Here is a 17,506-nt window from a genome sequence, read left to right as displayed (position 1 = left end):
GGGGTTCCCCCGGCCGGTGTGATCATCCGACCGGCATAGCCTTGCCTGCCCAGCCGACCGGCGACCCCGCCGTCGGCCTGCCACCGACGGGACCCGGAACGCCTCGATGCCTTTCACCCTCAGCCACATCGCCGCGACCCTGCCGCTCGCCTCTGGCACCCGCACCGGTATCCCCGGCGAACCCCCGCGCCGCGGCCCGCTCGTCGCGTCCGCGCTCGCGTTCGGCTCGATGGCGCCGGACGCCGTCCTGTTCGTCGACCTGCGCCTCGGCCCGCTCTCCTACGACCGCGGCGACACGCACGCCGTGGTCCCTGGCGTCTTCCTCATCGCCCCGGTCCTGACCGCGATCGCCGTCGCCGTCTGGCACCTGCTCCTGCTCCGTCCGCTGCTCGCCCTCGTCCCGGACGCCATCCGCGCCCGCATCGAAGCCCCACTCCGGCCCCGCCTCCCCGCCGACCTCCGCACCGGCCGCCTACGCCCCCGCGAACTCGTCGGCATCGCGGGCTGGTTCCTCGTGTCGGCCTGGCTCGGCGCCCTCACCCACCTGTGCTGGGACGCCTGGACGCACTACGCCGACCCCGGCGTGGCCCGCGTTGCCCCGTGGCTCCGCGACGAAGGACTCTTCGGCCGCCCGTGGTTCGTCCTCCTCCAACACACCAGCACCGTCGTCGGCCTGGCGGCCATCACCTGGTGGTCCACTCGCCGCTTCACCGCCCTGCCCGCCCACCCGGTCGACCACCGCACCCGCATAGGCGTCCCGGCCCGCCTGGCCGTCCTCGCCGCCCTCTCCCTCGCCGGCCTCGCCTCGGCCGTACACCGCATGCGCCCCTACAACGGCCAGTCCTTCGAGGTCGTCGGCTTCTACTTCGCCACGGGCTTCGGCCGCGGCTTGGCCGTGGCGCTCCTGACCTACGGCGCCGTGTGGGCGGTCTGGCGCGGCCGCGGGACGGTTACCCGGGCGGGCTGAAATCCGCATACGCGGTGAACATCGGCAGGCAGGCGGGAGACCGCAGCGGCGGGTGACGCCGCGGCCTCGACCGGCGCGAATGCCGCGGCGAGGACGACCGGTTCGCGAAACCTGGCCCGATCTCCGGCCGGACCGGACCGAGCACGCGAGCCTCGTCCCACACCACACCACCACCACACATCGCGGCGGCGATCGCACAGCGCACCCCGAGCGCAATGCCGTCACGCGTACGACCGCCGTCGGCGTAGGCAAAGCGCCGGCACTCGGGGCCGTCAGCCCGTTGCCCGAAGGACGCCAGAGTCAGGGAAACCCGGCCCTCGTAGCGGCGACCGCCTCCGCGATCGCCGTCTCCCGCTCCAGCAAGGTGGACCACTCACGAGCCGCGGCCTAGAACTCGGCGCTCTTGTCGGCCTCGTATCCGGCGCCGCGGGGCTGCCCGGTCGCCTTCACCTCGGCCGACGCATGTCCGGCCCGTCCGGCGGCCGGGTTGCCCGGGAGCCCCGGCGCTTCGGGGCCCAGACCCCGGGCTACCGCACGGTGCCCGCCCGGATGCCGGAGGCGTTCGACGGCGACATGCCCGGTGACGGCGGAGTCGGCCTGCCTGAGGAGGCAAGCGGCCACCCTGTCATCGGCCGCCTTGATGGCGGCGACTTCACCGCGCCCATACCCGGCCGCCGAGCCCATGTGCCAGGAGAAACGGAGGTTGGCGACGTGCTCCACGGCGCCGCGCGTGTTCGGGTTGACCGCGATGGGTCCGTCCAACAGCGCGATCTTCCGATTCTCGGCCCACTCCAGCAGGGACGCGGCGTCGTGACCCGGTACCTCGGCGGCATCCTTCCCTGCGCCTTCGCGCAACCGGCGCACCTGGTCCTGCTCGTCCCGTGCGCGCTCGGTGCGGATCCGCTCCGCGGTGGCGTCGTCCGTGATGCTCCGGCCGCGCTTCCCGTAGCCCACGTACACGTCGACCTGGGTGGTGACGGCCGCCTCGATGTCTTCCAGCGCCCGCGCGTGAAGCACCTTCGCCGCGGCCGCGAACTGCCCGGACTGCTCCGCGTTCCCCGGATCACGGGCTTCGTGCCGGAGCCACTCCGCGGCGGTGGAACGCGCCTGGGCGGCGACCATCGGCGACTTGCCGAGACGGCCCAGGTCCTCGAGGACTTGACGCAGTGTAGCCACGCGCACAGCGAACCGGCCGGACCGGCGCCCGTCCACGTATCCAGCCAACTCCCGCGCACAGCAAGTGAATTACCTCGCGGAAGGGACAGTCCCGCACCCGGCGAACCGACGGTGCGGCCGGACGGTCGTCCGGCCTCTGCCGCGCGTCGAGACCTCCACGGTTCTCACCCGGGACCGCCGGCGGCACTGGCGTGTCGGCTTCGTGATTCTCCACAGGAGGCGATCACCATGCCCTCCTCTGCCGGCCGCGGCGTGTCCGCGGCGCCGCGGGTGCCGGTATGCGCGGACCACCGTCAACCCGGTGTCCGCTGCCCCGGGGGCCGCTACAGTCCGACTGTGGATGACGCCGTGGTGAGACTTCAGGCCGTAGGCAACACGGAGACGGTGAAGACGGTGAAGCGGAGCGCCGCGGCGGTGGGTGCCGGTGAGACGGTGTGGGGACGGTCAACCGCCTGCCGCCGGTTCGGTCGCGATCCGCGCGTCGGCAGGCGATGAGCCCGTCGCACGCTGCGGACGAGCCGTGGCCGATGCGCGACGCCGCAGCACGTGCTTTGGCCCGGCAGGTCGAGCGTGCGATCCACGACGGGTCCGCAGTGGTCCTGGTGGGTCAGCAGAACCTCTCGGTCAGGTGCCAGGACACCGAGCATGGCGCGCTGTTGTACCGGCGTCCCAAGGTGGAGGCGAACGACAAGTACGACCGCGTCTGGGCGGAACCGGCGATCATCCGCGCCATGAGCCATCTCCCGCAGACGCCCGGCATCGTCTACGCCACACCCGGTTGGAAGCGCGGCGACGAGCATTTCATGCTGATCGAGTACATCGAGGGTGCGACCAAACCGCCCGAGAACGGTCCGGCCTTTCGGCAGCCGTTCCCCGAGCGCCTTGTGGAATCCGACATCCCGGAGTACATGGGCCAGGTCTCCCGTCTGAGCATCGACGCGTCACCCATCGGCGTGGTGCCCCCTGCGACCCGCGAGGGCTTCATCGACCATCACACGCGGCGCATACGTCAGGACTGGGCACGCGTCACGGGCATCCCCGCCGTCGGCCGACTGCACGAGGACCTCGACTTTCCGGAGGACTTCGCCCGGCTCATCGCCGCTCCTGTCGACACCCTCGAACACGTCCCGGAAGTACGCCACGTGAAGGGGCTGCCGGACATCTGGGCGGGCAATATGGGTGTCCTGCACGACAGGACGGTGTTCTTCGACCCCGAACTGCTCACCGTCGGCGACCCGAGGTACTTCATCGCCGTCACCTTGAACCAGTGTCTGCTCCCCGAGGACCAAGAGGTCCGGCTCCAGGAACGCGCACGTGAGGAACTGGGCGTTCCCGAGCGTGGCTTCGACGAGGGTGTGACGGCTTGGCGGGACCTCCGCCGCGCGAGCGGTGCGATCATTTCCCCGGAGTGGCGTGCGAACAACTTTGCCGACTCGGTTGCGTACGGCGTCCCCGAGGAAACGGTGGCCAGGGAGATCGCCTGTCTTGCCGAGCAGCACGCCGCGGGCTGGGGCAAGGACATGGGCCGCCTCGGCGGTGGCGAGCTGTCGGCGGAGGCGTTGGCATGGGCCTACCGGCGGATGTACGAAGACGCCGTGGCCCGGCACAAGGCTGCCGGCAGCCCCCGCCCCCAGGGCCCTCGGCGTACCCTTGTGCTCGCGGTGCCGGAAGGCTTCTCACCCAGCAGCAGTGTGCGGGCGTACGCGGAAGGAACGGCCAGGAAGAGGCCGGAGCTTCGGCGCGGTGGGCTGACCGCCGTGCCTGAACCGTCAAGGCAGGCGTCCCCGGCACCGGTGACGTCGATCGCGAACACCGCCGCCGCGCTGCCCACGGTTTCTTCGCTCGCAAACGAAGTGCGCCGGTCGGCCCCGGGAATCAACGTCGGGCTCCCGGCAAAGCTGCCGGGGGTCGGCCACGTCGACGCCCACCAGGACAAGAGCCTTGGTGTGATGGCCGAACGTTCCCGCTGAGGGACCGTTGAACGCCCCGCGTGGTGGAGGACAGGGCGCTCGGGCCGGGTCCGCTCGCGCCGGCCGACCGCGCGGCTCGCCCCGCTCGCGCCCCTACTCCTCGTCCTCGTCGTCCAACCGCGCCAGCCACGTGGCCAGCCGTTCCACCGGGGTCTCGAACTCGGGGTTCAGGTCGACGAAGGTGCGGAGTTGCTCGGCGAGCCAGGCGAAGGTGACTTCCTCGTCGCCGCGACGCGACTCCAGTTCTTCGATGCCCCGGTCGGTGAAGTACACGTTGCTGCTCCTGTGACGTGCGGGAGGGTGCGGGTGGACGCGGAAACGGGTCCGCCCCGGCGCATCGTAAGCGCCGGGGCGGACCCGCGGAAAACCGGCCCGTGAAGAGCCGTGGGGGCTGGCGGACTACGCGAACGCCTCCGCGACCAGGCCCTGCTGCTCGGCCTCGTGGCGCTTGGCCGAACCCACCGCGGGGGACGAGGCGTGCGGACGGGCGATCCGGCGCGGCGTCGGCAGGCCCGCTTCGACGAGGTTGAGCGCGATGAATGGCCACGGGCCCTGGTTCGCGGGCTCTTCCTGGGCCCACACGAGCTCCAGGCCGTTGCCGTAGCGCTCCATGCCGTAGCGGGTCAGCTCGGTGCGCATCTCCTCGACGGGCAGCGGGTAGAGCCGCTCGACGCGGACGATCGCGACGTCGGTCGCGCCGGTCTTCTGCCGGTGCGCTTCGAGGTCGTAGTAGAACTTGCCCGACGTCATGACCACGCGCCGCACCTGCTTCGGGTCCACCGAAGTGTCGCCGATGACCGGGCGGAACTCGCCCGAGGTGAACTCCTCGATCTTCGATCCGGCGGCCTTGAGGCGCAGCATCGACTTCGGGGTGAACACCACCAGCGGCTTGTGGTGCGGGTTGTGCGCCTGCCAGCGCAGCAGGTGGAAGTAGTTGCTGGGCAGGGTCGGCGCGGCGACCGTCATGTTGTTCTGGGCGCACAGCTGGAGGTAGCGCTCGATGCGCGCCGAGCTGTGGTCCGGGCCCTGGCCCTCCATGCCGTGCGGGAGCAGGAGCACGACACCGGAGTGCTGGCCCCACTTCTGCTCGGCGGACGAGATGAACTCGTCCATGATCGTCTGCGCGCCGTTGGCGAAGTCGCCGAACTGGGCTTCCCACAGCACGAGGGCGTTCGGGCGGGCCAGCGAGTAGCCGTATTCGAAGCCCATCGCGGCGAACTCGCTGAGCAGCGAGTCGTACACGGTGTACTTGGCCTGCTCGGGGGTGAGGTTCGCCAGCGGCGTCCACTCGCCGCCCGACTCGCGGTCGACGAGGACCGCGTGGCGCTGGCCGAAGGTGCCGCGGCGGGAGTCCTGGCCGGCCAGGCGGACCGGGTGGCCTTCCATGAGCAGCGAACCGAACGCGAGGGTCTCGCCCATCGCCCAGTCGATCGTGCCGTCCTCGACCATCGCCGCGCGGCGCTGCAGCTGCGGCTGGAGGCGCGGGTGCGGGGCGAAGCCGTCGGGCAGGGAGATCTGCGACTCGACGATCCGCTTGACCGTTTCGCCGGCGATCGCGGTGCCGATCGGGCTGGGGAACTCGGGCAACTGCTGCGGCTCGGGGTGCGCCGGGAGCTGCGCGGTGGTCGCCTCGCGGACCTCGGCGAACACCTTCTCCAGCTGGTCCTGGTAGTCCTTCAGCGCCTGCTCGGCTTCGTCGACGGTGATGTCGCCGCGGCCGATGAGCGCCTCGGTGTAGAGCTTGCGGACCGAGCGCTTCTTGTCGATGAGGTCGTACATCAGCGGCTGCGTGAACGACGGGTTGTCGGCCTCGTTGTGGCCGCGGCGCCGGTAGCAGATCAGGTCGATGACGACGTCCTTGTGGAACGCCTGCCGGTACTCGAAGGCGAGCTGCGCGACGCGCACGCACGCCTCGGGGTCGTCGCCGTTCACGTGGAAGATCGGCGCTTCGACCATGCGGGCCACGTCGGTCGCGTACATCGACGAGCGCGATGCGGCCGGGGCGGCGGTGAAGCCGACCTGGTTGTTGATGACGACGTGCACGGTGCCGCCGGTGCGGTAGCCGCGCAGCTGCGACATGTTGAGGGTCTCGGCGACCACGCCCTGGCCGGCGAACGCGGCGTCGCCGTGCAGGAGCAGCGGCAGGACGGTGAAGCCCGCGCCGGCCATGTCGATGATGTCCTGCTTGGCGCGGACGACGCCTTCGAGGACCGGGTTGACGGCCTCGAGGTGCGACGGGTTCGCGACGAGCGACACCTTGACCTGGGCGCCGTCCTCGGAGGTGAAGGTGCCTTCGGCGCCGAGGTGGTACTTCACGTCGCCGGAGCCGTGCATCGACTTGGGGTCGATGTTGCCTTCGAACTCGCGGAAGACCTGGGCGTAGGACTTGCCGACGATGTTGGTCAGGACGTTGAGGCGGCCGCGGTGCGCCATGCCGATCGCGACCTCGTCGAGGCCGGCTTCGGCGGCGGCGGAGATGACCGCGTCGAGCAGCGGGATCGTCGACTCGCCGCCTTCGAGGGAGAAACGCTTCTGGCCGACGTACTTGGTGGCCAGGAAGGTCTCGAACGCTTCGGCGGCGTTGAGCTTGCGCAGGACGCGGAGCTGGTCTTCGCGGTCGGGCTTGGTGTGCGCGACCTCGACGCGTTCCTGGATCCAACGGCGCTGCTGCGGGTCCTGGATGTGCATGTACTCGACGCCGACGGTGCGGCAGTACGAGTCGCGGAGGACGCCGAGGACCTCGCGGAGCGTCATCATCGACTGCCCGGCGAACCCGCCGACCGCGAATTCGCGTTCGAGGTCCCACAGGGTCAGGCCGTGCTCGACGACGTCGAGGTCGGGGTGGCGGCGCTGCTTGTACTCGAGCGGGTCGGTGTCGGCCATGAGGTGGCCGCGGACCCGGTACGAGTGGATCAGCTCCTGGACGCGCGCCGTCTTGTTGACGTCGTCCTCGTGGCTGGCGGAGATGTCCTGCACCCAGCGCACCGGCTCGTACGGGATGCGCAGGGAGGCGAAGATCTCGTCGTAGAACCCGCCCTCGCCGAGGAGGAGCTGGTGAATGCGACGCAGGAACTCGCCCGACTGCGCACCCTGGATGATCCGGTGGTCGTAGGTGCTGGTCAGGGTGAGGATCTTGCTGACCGCGAGGCGGGCCATGGTGTCCGAGGACGCGCCCTGGAACTCGGCCGGGTACTCCATCGCGCCGACGCCGACGATCGTGCCCTGGCCGGGCATCAGGCGCGGCACGGAGTGCACGGTGCCGATGCCGCCGGGGTTGGTGAGCGAGACGGTGACGCCCGCGAAGTCGTCGACGGTGAGCTTGTTGGCGCGGGCGCGCCGGACGATGTCCTCGTAGGCCTGCCAGAAGCCGAAGAAGTCCATCTCTTCGGCCTTCTTGATGGCGGCGACGACCAGCTGCCGGTCCCCGTTCGGCTTGGTCAGGTCGATCGCGAGGCCCAGGTTGACGTGCTCGGGCTTGATGAGGAACGGCTTGCCGTCGCGCTCCTCGAAGCCGTGGTTCATCGCCGGCATCGACTTGATCGCCTGCACCAAGGCGTAGCCGATGAAGTGGGTGAAGGAGACCTTGCCGCCGCGGGCCCGCTTGAGGTGGTTGTTCACCACGATGCGGTTGTCGATCAGCAGCTTCGCCGGGACGGCGCGCACGCTGGTCGCGGTCGGGATGGTCAGGCTCGCGTCCATGTTGACGGCGACGCGCGCGGCCGGGCCCTTGAGCTGGACGGCTTCCGGTCCGGTGGACGGCGCGGGCGCGGCCTTGGCGGCGGGCGTCTCGCGGTCGGCCGGCGTCGGCTTGGGCGCGACGGCCGCGGCGGCGTTCTGCAGGCCGCTGGTCACCATCGGGTGGCTGGACGCGGGCGCGGGTGTCGTCGTGGCGACGCCGGGCGCTCCGTTGGTGTTGCTGGCAGGTGCCGCCGCGGCAGGTGCGGCGGGAGCGGCCGGGGCCGCCGGGATCGGTGCGGGCGCGGCGGTGCCGGGCGCACTCTCAGTGCTGGTGGTGATGGGACCGCTCCGGTTCGACGAGTCTGCTGCGGGTGCGTTTACCGCGTCTCCGCTGGGCTTGTAGTCGGCGAAGAAATCCCACCAGGCACGATCCACCGAACTGGGATCTTGCAAGTACTGCTGGTAGATCTCGTCGACAAGCCACTCGTTGGGGCCGAAGCTGGCCATCGGGTTGCTAGGGGACTGTGACGACACGGCGGCAACCGCCCTCTTCCGCTTCCTGGGGTGGTGGACAGCGGGAAACAAGGCTACGCCCTTTCGGCCATGGTGCGCAGGCCCTACGTCCTACGCGTCGCGTAGATCACAGAGAGATGACCGAGAGGCGGAGAATTGTCCCTTTGCTGATAATTCTAGGTGACTCAATGTCATAACCGGAGCGCCGGTATCCCGTGAGCGCGAACCGCCTTGGGGCGCCCTACCCGCGTTGACCAGTACACATGTGCGGTGCAGGGGTCTTGGGGGGTTTTGGTCCGCACGGCGTGGGGTCACCCTCGGTCATGGCCGGAGGTGGGCCGACAGAGTGTCGGTACCGGCCTGATCGCGGGCATTCCGGTCCGGAAGAACGACGCGTATTCGGCACCCGAACCGGGATTCGGCCACCGCGATTTCACCGCCGTGGAGGTCCACCGCCCAGCGGGCGATGGCGAGCCCGAGTCCGGTGCCGCCGCCTTCGCGGCGTCGGCCGCCTTGGTATTCGGGGGTTTCGCCGATCGCGGTGCCGCCGCGGATGAACCGCTCGAAGACGCGGGTGCGCTCCTCGCGCGGAATACCCGGGCCCTGGTCCTGCACGTCCAGGACGAGGCTGCCGGGGCCCTCGTGGGCGGTTGCGTGGAGTGACACCCGGCCGCCGGGCGGGGAGTGCCGGCAGGCGTTGGCGACGAGGTTGGCGACGACCTGGTGGAGGCGCTCGGGGTCGGCGACCGCGGTCAGCGCCGGCGGTTCGACGTCGACCACGAAGACCACGTCGAGGCCGACCGCCTCGGCCTCGCGCAGGACGCCTTCCAGGAACGGCCGCACCGCGAATTCGCGAGCCCGCAGGGGCACCACGCCCGCGTCGATGCGGGACAGGTCGAGCAGGTCCGCGACCAGTCGGCCGAGCCGCTCGGTCTGCGTCAGGGCCTGCCCGAGGCGCTCCTTGTCGGGCTCCCACACCCCGTCGACCAGGTTCTCCAGGAGTGCCTGGAGCCCGGCGATCGGGGTGCGCAGCTCGTGCGAGACGTTGGCGACCAGTTCGCGGCGGTGCCGGTCGACCTGTTCGAGGTCGGACGCCATGCGGTTGAACGCGTCCGCGAGCTGCCCCACCTCGTCGCGCGAGGTGGCGCGGACCCGCCGCGAGTAGTCGCCGCGCGCCATCGCGCGGGCGGCCGCGGTCATCTCGCGCAGCGGCGACGTCATGCCGTGCGCGAGCAGCAGCGTGACGGCGAGGCTGGCCAGCGACGTGACCACGAACATGTACCGGAACCGCACGTCGGCGCGCAGCCCGAGGATCATCAGCACCGTCGACGTGAACACCGACGCGACGACCAGCACCCCGAGTTTGATCTTGATGGAGCGCAGCGGGTCCAGCGGCCGGGCCCGCATCCACGCCGGGCGGGCCATCACGGCACCACTCCGGATCCGGCGGATCCCATGGACCCGGCAGGCCCGGCAGGCCCGGTGCCGGCGTCGCCCGGCGTCTCCAGGGCGTAGCCGACGCCGTGCACGGTGCGGATCCACTCCGCGCCGAGTTTGCGGCGCAGCGCCTTGATGTGGCTGTCGACGGTGCGGGTGCCGGAAGCATCGACCCAGTCCCACACCTCGGCCAGCAGCTGTTCGCGCGAGAGCACGGCGCGCGGACGCGTCGCGAGGCACATCAGCAGGTCGAACTCGGTCGGCGTCAGGTGGATCTCGGCGCCGTCCAGGTGCACGCGCCGCTGGGTGCGGTCCACGCTCAGCCCGGCCAGCCGCACCGTCTCGGGGGCCTCGCGGCGGGCGGCGGCCTGGGCGCGCTCCATGCGGCGCAGCAGCACGTGCACGCGGGCGACCAGCTCGCGCATGGAGAAGGGCTTGGTCATGTAGTCGTCCGCGCCGACCGCGAGGCCGACCAGCAGGTCGGTCTCGTCGTCGCGGGCGGTCAGCATCAGCACCGGGACGGCCGGGTGCACGTTGTGTATCCGGCGGCACACCTCCAGGCCGTCCAGGCCGGGCAGCATGACGTCCAGCACGACGATGTCCGGCCGCTGGCGCTCGGCGAGCGCGACCGCGGACGGGCCGTCGGTCGCCACCGCGGTGGCGAAGCCTTCGGCGCGCAGCCGCGCGGCGACCGCGTCGGCGATGGTCGGCTCGTCCTCGACGACGAGCACGAGGCGCTGCTCGCCCGGCCCCGCGGCGGCCTGGTGCGGGACGCCCGGGGACGGGACGGAAGACGCGGCGAAAGGTGCGCCGGACGCGGAGTGCGGCAGCGGGGCGGATGCGGACGCGTGGTCGCTCATGCCCGCAGCGTAGAGAGCGGTGCGGGGGGCGTGGGGGCCGGATGGCAGGACTTGTGGACAACCGATGCCGGAGGGCGCCCGGGGATCCCCAGGGATAACTCCCCGCGCACAACCGGGAACCGCAGAGTGTCCCGGAATGTCCTTGGAGGGAGAGAAGTTGGACCTGGGGGTGATTTCCGCTGGGTGCTTCTCGTTCACGTGGTGGACGCCGCCCGTTGGCGCAAGGCATAGGCTGGCGTGCGGCTTGCAGCCGCCGAGCGCGACGAAGCGCTGACGCTGCGCAGGAATTCGGTGACGCAACGCAACATCTGACGACTTGTCAGAGCGAGTCGTAGTGAGGAGCAAGGGGGCGTGGTGCTCGGCAGGCTCAAAACCGGAAGCCCGGAAACGGCGCCAAGCGCCCCCGTCGCGGACCCCGCACCACCGCCCGCGCCGGGCTCCGAAGAGGAGCGCATCGCCAAGCGGGCCGCCCGCAAGCAGACCGCGCGCGACGCCATACGCGAACTGCTCCTGGTCGCGTCGCTGTTCCTGGTCTACAAGTTCGGCCGCGGGATCTCCGGCAACGAGGACGCCAAGGCGTTCGCCAACGCCAAGGAAGTCCTCACCCTCCAGCAGGACCTCCACCTGCCGGACGAGTCCGTCGTCCAGCACTGGTTCATGCAGTCCGACGCGCTGATCACCGCGGCCAACAAGTACTACGCGTTCGTGCACTTCCCGATCACCGTCGCGTTCCTGCTGTGGCTGTGGGTCCGCCACCGCGACCACTACAAGTGGATACGGAACCTCCTGGCGATCATGACCGGCATCGCGCTGGTCATCCACATCCTGGTGCCGCTCGCGCCGCCGCGGATGATGCCCGGCTTCGTCGACACCGGCATGCAGGACGGCAGCTCGCCGTACTCCGGCGTCGGCGCCAAGATCGCCAACCAGTACGCCGCCATGCCGTCCCTGCACTTCGGCTGGGCCCTGGTCGTCGCCATCGGCGTCATGGCGGTCTGGTGCAACCGCGACCCGCTGCGCCGCGCGGGCAGCCGGCTGATCTGGTTCCACCCGGCGATAACGCTGCTGGTGGTCGTGGTCACCGCGAACCACTACTGGCTGGACGCGTTCGTCGCGACGATCCTGCTGGCCATCGCGATGGTGATCGTGCCGTTCCCGGACCGCTCCCCGCACGCGAAGCTGATCCGGATAATCCCGGCGCCACGGGCCCCGAGCCGCTGACCGCAGCCCGCCTGCCCGCTCGCTGAAACCCGCCCGAAGGGGCCCCGCCGACCGGGGCCCCTTCGGCGTTCCCGGGGCCGGTTTCGCCGTGCTGTCGGGCGCCGGAACGCCGATGATCGGGGTATGGCGGAGACCGCGCGGTCGGAAAGCGTCCGGTTCGAATCGGCGGCCGGACGGTGGATCCTGCTGGCCACCGTCCTGGGGTCGGGCATCGCGATGCTCGACGGCACGGTCGTCAACGTCGCGCTGCCGACCATCGGCCGCGACCTGGGCGTCTCGGTGTCGGCGCTGCAGTGGATCGTCAACGCGTACACGCTCACGCTTGCCGGGCTCATCCTGCTCGGCGGTGCCCTCGGCGACCGCTACGGGCGCAAGCGCGTGTTCGTCATCGGCGTCGCCTGGTTCGCCGCCGCGTCGCTGCTGTGCGGGCTCGCGCCGAACGCCGAGCTGCTGATCGCCGCCCGCGCCCTGCAGGGCATCGGCGGCGCGCTGCTCACCCCCGGATCGCTGGCGATCATCCAGGCGACGTTCCATCCCGACGACCGGCCGCGCGCGGTCGGCGCATGGTCGGGCCTGGGCGGTGTGGCGACGGCGATCGGGCCGTTCCTGGGCGGCTGGCTGGTGGACGCGGCGAGCTGGCGGTGGATCTTCCTGATCAACCTGCCGCTCGCGGTCGTCACGATCGCCGTCGCGATCCGGCACGTGCCCGAGACGTTCGACCCGAGGGCCACCGGACGGTTCGACGTCACCGGCTCGGCACTGGCCGCGCTGTCGCTCGCGGGGGTGACGTGGGCGCTGATCACCGCGCCGACGGCGCCGGTGACCGCGGCGCTGGCGGGCATCGCGGGCGTCGCGGCCGGTGCGGCGTTCGTGATGACGGAGCGGCGGGTCGCGGAGCCGATGCTGCCGCTGGACGTCTTCCGGTCCAAGCAGTTCACGGCGGTCAACGTGGTGACTCTGTGCGTGTACGCGGCGCTCAGCGCGGTGATGTTCTTCCTCGTCCTGCAGCTGCAGACGGTGTCCGGCTACTCGCCGCAGGCCTCCGGGCTGGCGACGCTGCCGATCACCGTGCTGATGCTGCTGCTGTCCGCGCGGTCCGGCGAGCTGGCGAAGCGGATCGGGCCGCGGATCCAGATGACCGTCGGGCCGCTGCTGTGTGCGGCCGGGCTGGTGCTGATGCTGCGGATCGGCACGGACGCCCCGTACGTGACCACCGTGCTGCCGGGCGTCGCCGTGCTCGGCCTCGGCCTGTCGGTGACGGTCGCTCCGCTCACCGCGACGGTGCTCGCGTCGGTGGACGTGAGCCGCGCGGGCATCGCGAGCGGTGTCAACAACGCGGCGGCGCGGGCGGCGGGGCTGCTGGCGGTGGCGGGGCTTCCGGCGATCGTCGGGATGACCGGCGACGGATACCGGGTGCCGTCGACGGTCGACTCGGGCTTCGACAAGGCGATGCTGATCTGCGCGGGCCTGCTGGTGCTCGGCGCGGTGCTGGCGTGGCTGACGGTCAGCGCGGACGCGCTGGCGGACAAGCCGGGCGAGCCGGAGCACGCGGAGCCGGAATGCCGGACGGCGTGCGCGATGCAGGGGCCGCCGATCGAGGGGGCGCACCTCGACGCGTCCGCCGCGGACGGCTCCGCGCGGGAGCGGGGGACGGAGTAGGCCCCCGCTCCCGCGCGGGCCGGGTCACGCGGACTCGACGGGCAGGCCGGCTTCCACCCAGTCCTGGATGCCTTCCTTGTACTTGCGGACATTCGTGTACCCCATACGCGTGAGCGCGTCGGCGACCTGGCCGCTGTTGGGGCACGCGGCGTTGGAGCAGTAGGTCACCACGGGGCGGTCGAGGTCGGGGAGCACCGCGGAGGCGCGGTCGGCGACCTCGCTCGGGTGCAGCGGTACGGCGCCGGGCAGGTGCTGCTGGGCCCAGTAGTCGCCGGCGAGCGCGTCGACGACGGTGACGGAGCCTTCCTTGACGGCGATTTCCAGGTCGGCACGGGTGATGAGCGCGGTCATGAGTGGACGCCTCCCAAGTAAGTGGACTATGGTCCGTTTGTGCCCGACAAAATTAACGGACCGCAGTCCGCTTCGTCAACCGACGTTCCGCTGACGTCCGGCCCGCCGCGCCGCGAACGCGCCGACGCGGTCCGCAACCGCCGCCGGATCCTCGACGCCGCCGCGGAGCTGTTCGCCGCGCACGGGGTCGAGCAGGTGAGCATGGACGCGATCGCCACGGCCGCGGGGGTGGGGAAGGGCACGCTGTTCCGCCGCTTCGGCGACCGGGCCGGGTTGGCGGCGGCGCTGCTGCACGAGCGGGAGACGGAACTGCAGGAAGGGATTCTGCGGGGGGAAGCGCCGCTGGGGCCGGGGACGGACGCGGAGGCACCGGAGCCGGGCTCGGTCGACCCGCAGGGCAGCCCGGCCGAGTCGGCCGACCGCCTGGAGGCCTTCGTGCGGGCCTACCTCGACTACGCCTTCGCCAACCTCGAACTCGTCCGCGCGTCCGAGACCGCCTCGCCGGGCGCCCGCTACCGGATCGGCGCCTACCGGTTCTGGTGCCACCATGCGGCCGTGCTGCTGACCGCCGCGGGCCACCCGGCCCCGCGCGCGGAGATCCTGGCGGAGGCACTGCTGGCCCCGCTCGCCGCCGAGGCACTGACCGCGCAGCTCGACGCGGGCCGCGCGCCCGCGGACATCGCGGACACACTGGCCTGGCAGGCGCGGCGGGTGGCGTCGGAGGTGTGAGTCACCCGGTTGGGGGAGTCGGCGAGGCTACGTCGGAGGCTTCGGCGCCCTGCCCCGCCCCGCGCTGCTCCGCCGTCGTCCCCAAGCCGCCCGCCCGCGCTCGTCCTCAGCCCGGGTCGCCCACCAGGAACGGCACTCCCGCGGTGGCCGGGCGGACCGCGCGCCAGGCGAGTTCGTCGATGGGGCGGTTGTCGTAGAGGAGGAACAGCGCCGCGCGGTAGGTCTTCAGGGACGGGTCGGTGGCCTTGCGGGCGAAGGCCGGGCGGTCGGGGGCCGGGCCGATCGCCGCGAAAGCGGCATGGGCGGCGGCCGCCCAGGCGTCGCGTTCGCGGGTCAGGCGGGCGGCGACGGTGAGGATCCAGGCGCGGAACTCGTCGGGCATGCGGTCGAACAGCTTCGCGGGCTCCCCGCCCCGCGAGAGGACCTCCCAGACACCGCGCTCGTTGGTGCGCGTCATCGTGGCGTGCAGGCGCACGTAGTCGCCCAGTTTCACCTTGGCGCGCACGCCGGAGGCGAAGCGGACCACCCACCCCTCCGCCTCCGTGCCGGCCAGCGGGCGGCCGTCCGGGCCGACGTTGTGCGCCGCGTCGTGCAGCAACCCGGCGAGGGAGCCGGGGCGATGGCTGCCGACGACGTCGCCGATGCCGTCCCAGCCCGCGGCGAGGTCGGCGAGCGGGACTTCGGTGCCGTCGGGCCCGTAGCCGCCGAGCAGGACGAGCGTGCTGCGCGAGCCGTGGTCGACGACGATCCGGTTCTCCGGGTACACGACCTCGGCGAGGTAGGTCGTGCCCGGCGAGAGGGTCCCGGTGTCGTGCGCGTCCAGCCAGGCCTGCGCCCACGCGGCTTGCGGCGACGTGAACGACGACTTCGTCGCCGCGCGCCAGCGTCCCGCGTGGTGGAAGACGATGCCGAGGCTGCCGTCGACCTTGTCGTACAGCTCGAACGGCTCGTCGGCGGGCAGCGGCGGCGCGAACGGCGATTCGGGCGCGTGCTGTTCGGCGTTGAAGAACTTGGGGAAGGCCTGCGCGGCGATCGTGCCGGCCGCGTCGTCGACGATCAGGCCGCGGGTCCAGCGGGTGACCGGCGTCCAGTGCTGGGTGAGGAAGCAGCGTGCGGTGTACGCGTAGACGGAGAGCGGGAGTTCCGGGTGCCGGGTGCGGCGCACGAAGCCCGCGGCCACCTCCTCGGCCAACGCGGCAGGCGGCATCAGCGCGGACAGCGGGCGCGGTTCGGGCCCCGAGCGCGCATCGGACACGGGACGTAGCTCGGCCTCCACGGAAACCCCCGGGCACAGACGACACGGCGAACGCGGCCGAGTATGCGCGGCGACCCGGCGGGCAGTCGCGTCAATTTCGCCGGGGGAGCCGGGTGAAGGCGGGACGGTGGCCGCGGAAGGGCCTCCTGGAGGCCGTTCCGCGGCCGGGCCCGGTCAGCCCGCGGCGACGATGCCGTTCGCGACGCGGATGCTCGTGTCGATGGACCGGCGGACCTGCTCCAGCTTCTCGAAGTTCGCCTCGATCTGCTGCTTCTGGTAGGCCGATTCGACGGCGAACCACGTGCCGACCACGTTGTTCTCGGTCATGCACGCGAGATCGGCCACCGCCGTGCCGATCTCCTCCGCGCTCGCCGTGGGAGTCGACCAGCGCGGATCCTGGTTCGCCTCCTTGGGCGTCGCGTAGGTGTAGCCCTTGCCCTTCATGCACGCGGACCAGGCCGTGAACGCCTGCTTGAGGCGCGGGTCCTGGGTCGAGCGCGACATGCCCTCGATGTTGATCGTGCTGACCAGCTCGTCGTCCTGGATGATGACGCCGCGCTGGGCGAGCGTCCGGTCAACCTCGCCGAAGCAGCCGCCTTCCGGGATGTCGCGGCCCGTGGCCTGCCCCGGGGCGTCGCCGCCGTCGGGGGAGCCGGTCAGGACCGCGAGTTCGGTCGGCGAGCGCTGCGGCTCCACGGCCGGGGCGCCGACGCCCGGCTCCTGGTGGTAGCCGTAGGCCGACACGTGGGCGCTGCTGTCCACGTACCGCATCTGCGACTGGGTCTTGCCTGCGGTGGGATCCGTGCCGCCGTCCGCCGTTGCGGGCTGGTAGTCGAATCCGAAGCGCTGCATGCACTGGGTGACCAGTTGCCGGCGGGCGCTCATGATGGTGGCGAACTGGCCGGGCTGCAGCATGTACGCCTCCAGGGGAAGCGCCTGATGCGACATGTCGGTCAGCTGCTGTACCGGTCCGATCGAGGGCGGAGCCGCGTCCGTCCCGCCGTCGGACGACGACGAGCAGGCCGTGGCACCGGCGACTATGGCGAAAGCCGCGATCGGGCCGAGTACGGTGCGCGCAATTCTCATACGGGCTTGTGGGACAGGTCGAGGCCCGTGTTCATGAGCTGCGACGCATTCTCGTTCTTCATCTTGCTGTTCAGGTTGGCCTTGCTGCCCGGGGGGAACTTCTGGCAGGCGTACTTGCAGTTGTAGGTGTTGTTGTAGAAGACCGTCAGAATGAGCGAGGTGCTCATGTTGCGCACCGACGCGACGTTGTTCTTGAGGCGCTGCCCGTTGGCGTTGCCGCCCTTGAACTTGTAGGGCGCGTAGTCCGAAACCGGGCCGCTGATACCGTACTTCGACCCGCCGTAGCCGGAGTTGTAGTACAGGCAGGCGTCACCCGACTTGCAGGATCCCGCGGTCGCGGAGGCCGGCGTGGACGTCAGGAACACCGAGCCGAGGATCGCGGCTGCGGAGGCTGCCGCGAGGAAAGTCCGTGGGCGATTCACCATCGTCCTCCTTGTTGTCTGTGCATTCCGAAACCGAACTCGGGGCGCTGTGGCGGCGGCTTGGTGGGGGTGATTCCGAAGTCCACACCGTCATAGCGGAGTTCATCTTTGGCCCGGGAAATATGGGGGGTCAATCACCTATCCAATACGCGCGCACGGCGGCCTCCCGCGGCCCGTTCGTG

At 71.2% G+C, this 17,506-nt stretch carries 14 protein-coding genes; 5 read left to right on the top strand and 9 right to left on the bottom strand.

Annotated features, from left to right (window positions below; translation table 11 throughout):
* Window positions 1–106 precede the first annotated feature (106 nt).
* A complete protein-coding gene (locus ABEA93_RS29540; RefSeq protein WP_345678887.1) occupies window positions 107–967 on the top strand; it encodes a DUF4184 family protein in 861 nt (286 codons plus the stop codon).
* A 387-nt stretch (window positions 968–1,354) separates the two neighbouring features.
* On the opposite strand, the gene ABEA93_RS29535 is transcribed toward ABEA93_RS29540, so the two are convergent.
* Window positions 1,355–2,143, bottom strand: coding sequence for a hypothetical protein (locus ABEA93_RS29535; protein ID WP_345678886.1), 789 nt, complete (start codon window positions 2,141–2,143; stop codon window positions 1,355–1,357).
* A 491-nt stretch (window positions 2,144–2,634) separates the two neighbouring features.
* Here ABEA93_RS29535 and ABEA93_RS29530 point away from each other — a divergent pair, with 491 nt between their 5' ends.
* Window positions 2,635–4,113, top strand: coding sequence for a hypothetical protein (locus ABEA93_RS29530; protein WP_345678885.1), 1,479 nt, complete (start codon window positions 2,635–2,637; stop codon window positions 4,111–4,113).
* 93 nt (window positions 4,114–4,206) lie between these two features.
* Here the strand turns inward: ABEA93_RS29530 and ABEA93_RS29525 are convergent, their stop codons facing one another.
* From ABEA93_RS29525 to ABEA93_RS29510, 4 genes are all read right to left on the bottom strand, one after another.
* Window positions 4,207–4,386 (bottom strand): DUF6104 family protein, encoded by a 180-nt coding sequence (locus tag ABEA93_RS29525; RefSeq protein WP_345678884.1) that lies wholly within the window; start codon window positions 4,384–4,386, stop codon window positions 4,207–4,209.
* 126 nt (window positions 4,387–4,512) lie between these two features.
* Window positions 4,513–8,298 carry a multifunctional oxoglutarate decarboxylase/oxoglutarate dehydrogenase thiamine pyrophosphate-binding subunit/dihydrolipoyllysine-residue succinyltransferase subunit gene (locus ABEA93_RS29520; protein WP_345678883.1) on the bottom strand — a complete coding sequence of 1,262 codons (3,786 nt, stop codon included), beginning with the start codon at window positions 8,296–8,298 and terminating at the stop codon, window positions 4,513–4,515.
* A 327-nt stretch (window positions 8,299–8,625) separates the two neighbouring features.
* Window positions 8,626–9,729 (bottom strand): sensor histidine kinase, encoded by a 1,104-nt coding sequence (locus tag ABEA93_RS29515; protein ID WP_345678922.1) that lies wholly within the window; start codon window positions 9,727–9,729, stop codon window positions 8,626–8,628.
* The gene (locus ABEA93_RS29510; protein ID WP_345678882.1) at window positions 9,729–10,601 is read right to left on the bottom strand and encodes a response regulator transcription factor; all 873 of its coding nucleotides are present in this window, start codon (window positions 10,599–10,601) and stop codon (window positions 9,729–9,731) included. The genes ABEA93_RS29515 and ABEA93_RS29510 overlap by 1 nt, the downstream gene beginning before the upstream one ends.
* Before the next feature lie 351 nt (window positions 10,602–10,952).
* Between ABEA93_RS29510 and ABEA93_RS29505 the strand changes: the two genes are divergently transcribed.
* Together ABEA93_RS29505 and ABEA93_RS29500 are read left to right on the top strand one after the other, a co-directional pair.
* Entirely contained in the window at window positions 10,953–11,822 is an 870-nt protein-coding gene (locus tag ABEA93_RS29505) for a phosphatase PAP2 family protein (RefSeq protein WP_345678881.1), read from the top strand.
* 123 nt (window positions 11,823–11,945) lie between these two features.
* Window positions 11,946–13,481 carry an MFS transporter gene (locus ABEA93_RS29500; RefSeq protein ID WP_345678880.1) on the top strand — a complete coding sequence of 512 codons (1,536 nt, stop codon included), beginning with the start codon at window positions 11,946–11,948 and terminating at the stop codon, window positions 13,479–13,481.
* Window positions 13,482–13,505: 24 nt separating this feature from the next.
* Here ABEA93_RS29500 and ABEA93_RS29495 read toward each other — a convergent pair whose 3' ends face one another.
* Window positions 13,506–13,832 carry a rhodanese-like domain-containing protein gene (locus ABEA93_RS29495; protein ID WP_345678879.1) on the bottom strand — a complete coding sequence of 109 codons (327 nt, stop codon included), beginning with the start codon at window positions 13,830–13,832 and terminating at the stop codon, window positions 13,506–13,508.
* Between the two features lie 39 nt (window positions 13,833–13,871).
* Here ABEA93_RS29495 and ABEA93_RS29490 point away from each other — a divergent pair, with 39 nt between their 5' ends.
* Window positions 13,872–14,561, top strand: coding sequence for a TetR/AcrR family transcriptional regulator (locus ABEA93_RS29490; protein ID WP_345678878.1), 690 nt, complete (start codon window positions 13,872–13,874; stop codon window positions 14,559–14,561).
* 106 nt (window positions 14,562–14,667) lie between these two features.
* On the opposite strand, the gene ABEA93_RS29485 is transcribed toward ABEA93_RS29490, so the two are convergent.
* The 3 genes from ABEA93_RS29485 to ABEA93_RS29475 form a co-directional block, all read right to left on the bottom strand.
* On the bottom strand, window positions 14,668–15,816 hold the full coding sequence (locus ABEA93_RS29485) for an RNA ligase (protein ID WP_345678877.1): 1,149 nt from the start codon (window positions 15,814–15,816) through the stop codon (window positions 14,668–14,670).
* Window positions 15,817–15,990: 174 nt separating this feature from the next.
* On the bottom strand, window positions 15,991–16,902 hold the full coding sequence (locus ABEA93_RS29480; protein ID WP_345678876.1) for a hypothetical protein: 912 nt from the start codon (window positions 16,900–16,902) through the stop codon (window positions 15,991–15,993).
* A complete protein-coding gene (locus ABEA93_RS29475; RefSeq protein WP_345678875.1) occupies window positions 16,899–17,327 on the bottom strand; it encodes a peptidase inhibitor family I36 protein in 429 nt (142 codons plus the stop codon). Before ABEA93_RS29475 ends, ABEA93_RS29480 begins: the two co-directional genes overlap by 4 nt.
* Window positions 17,328–17,506 lie beyond the last annotated feature (179 nt).

Source organism: Yinghuangia aomiensis, from assembly GCF_039542225.1.
Taxonomy (GTDB): Bacteria; Actinomycetota; Actinomycetes; order Streptomycetales; family Streptomycetaceae; genus Yinghuangia; species Yinghuangia aomiensis.
The sequence above is the reverse complement of the archived record's forward strand: the minus strand, read 5'-3'. Positions and strand labels throughout refer to the sequence as shown.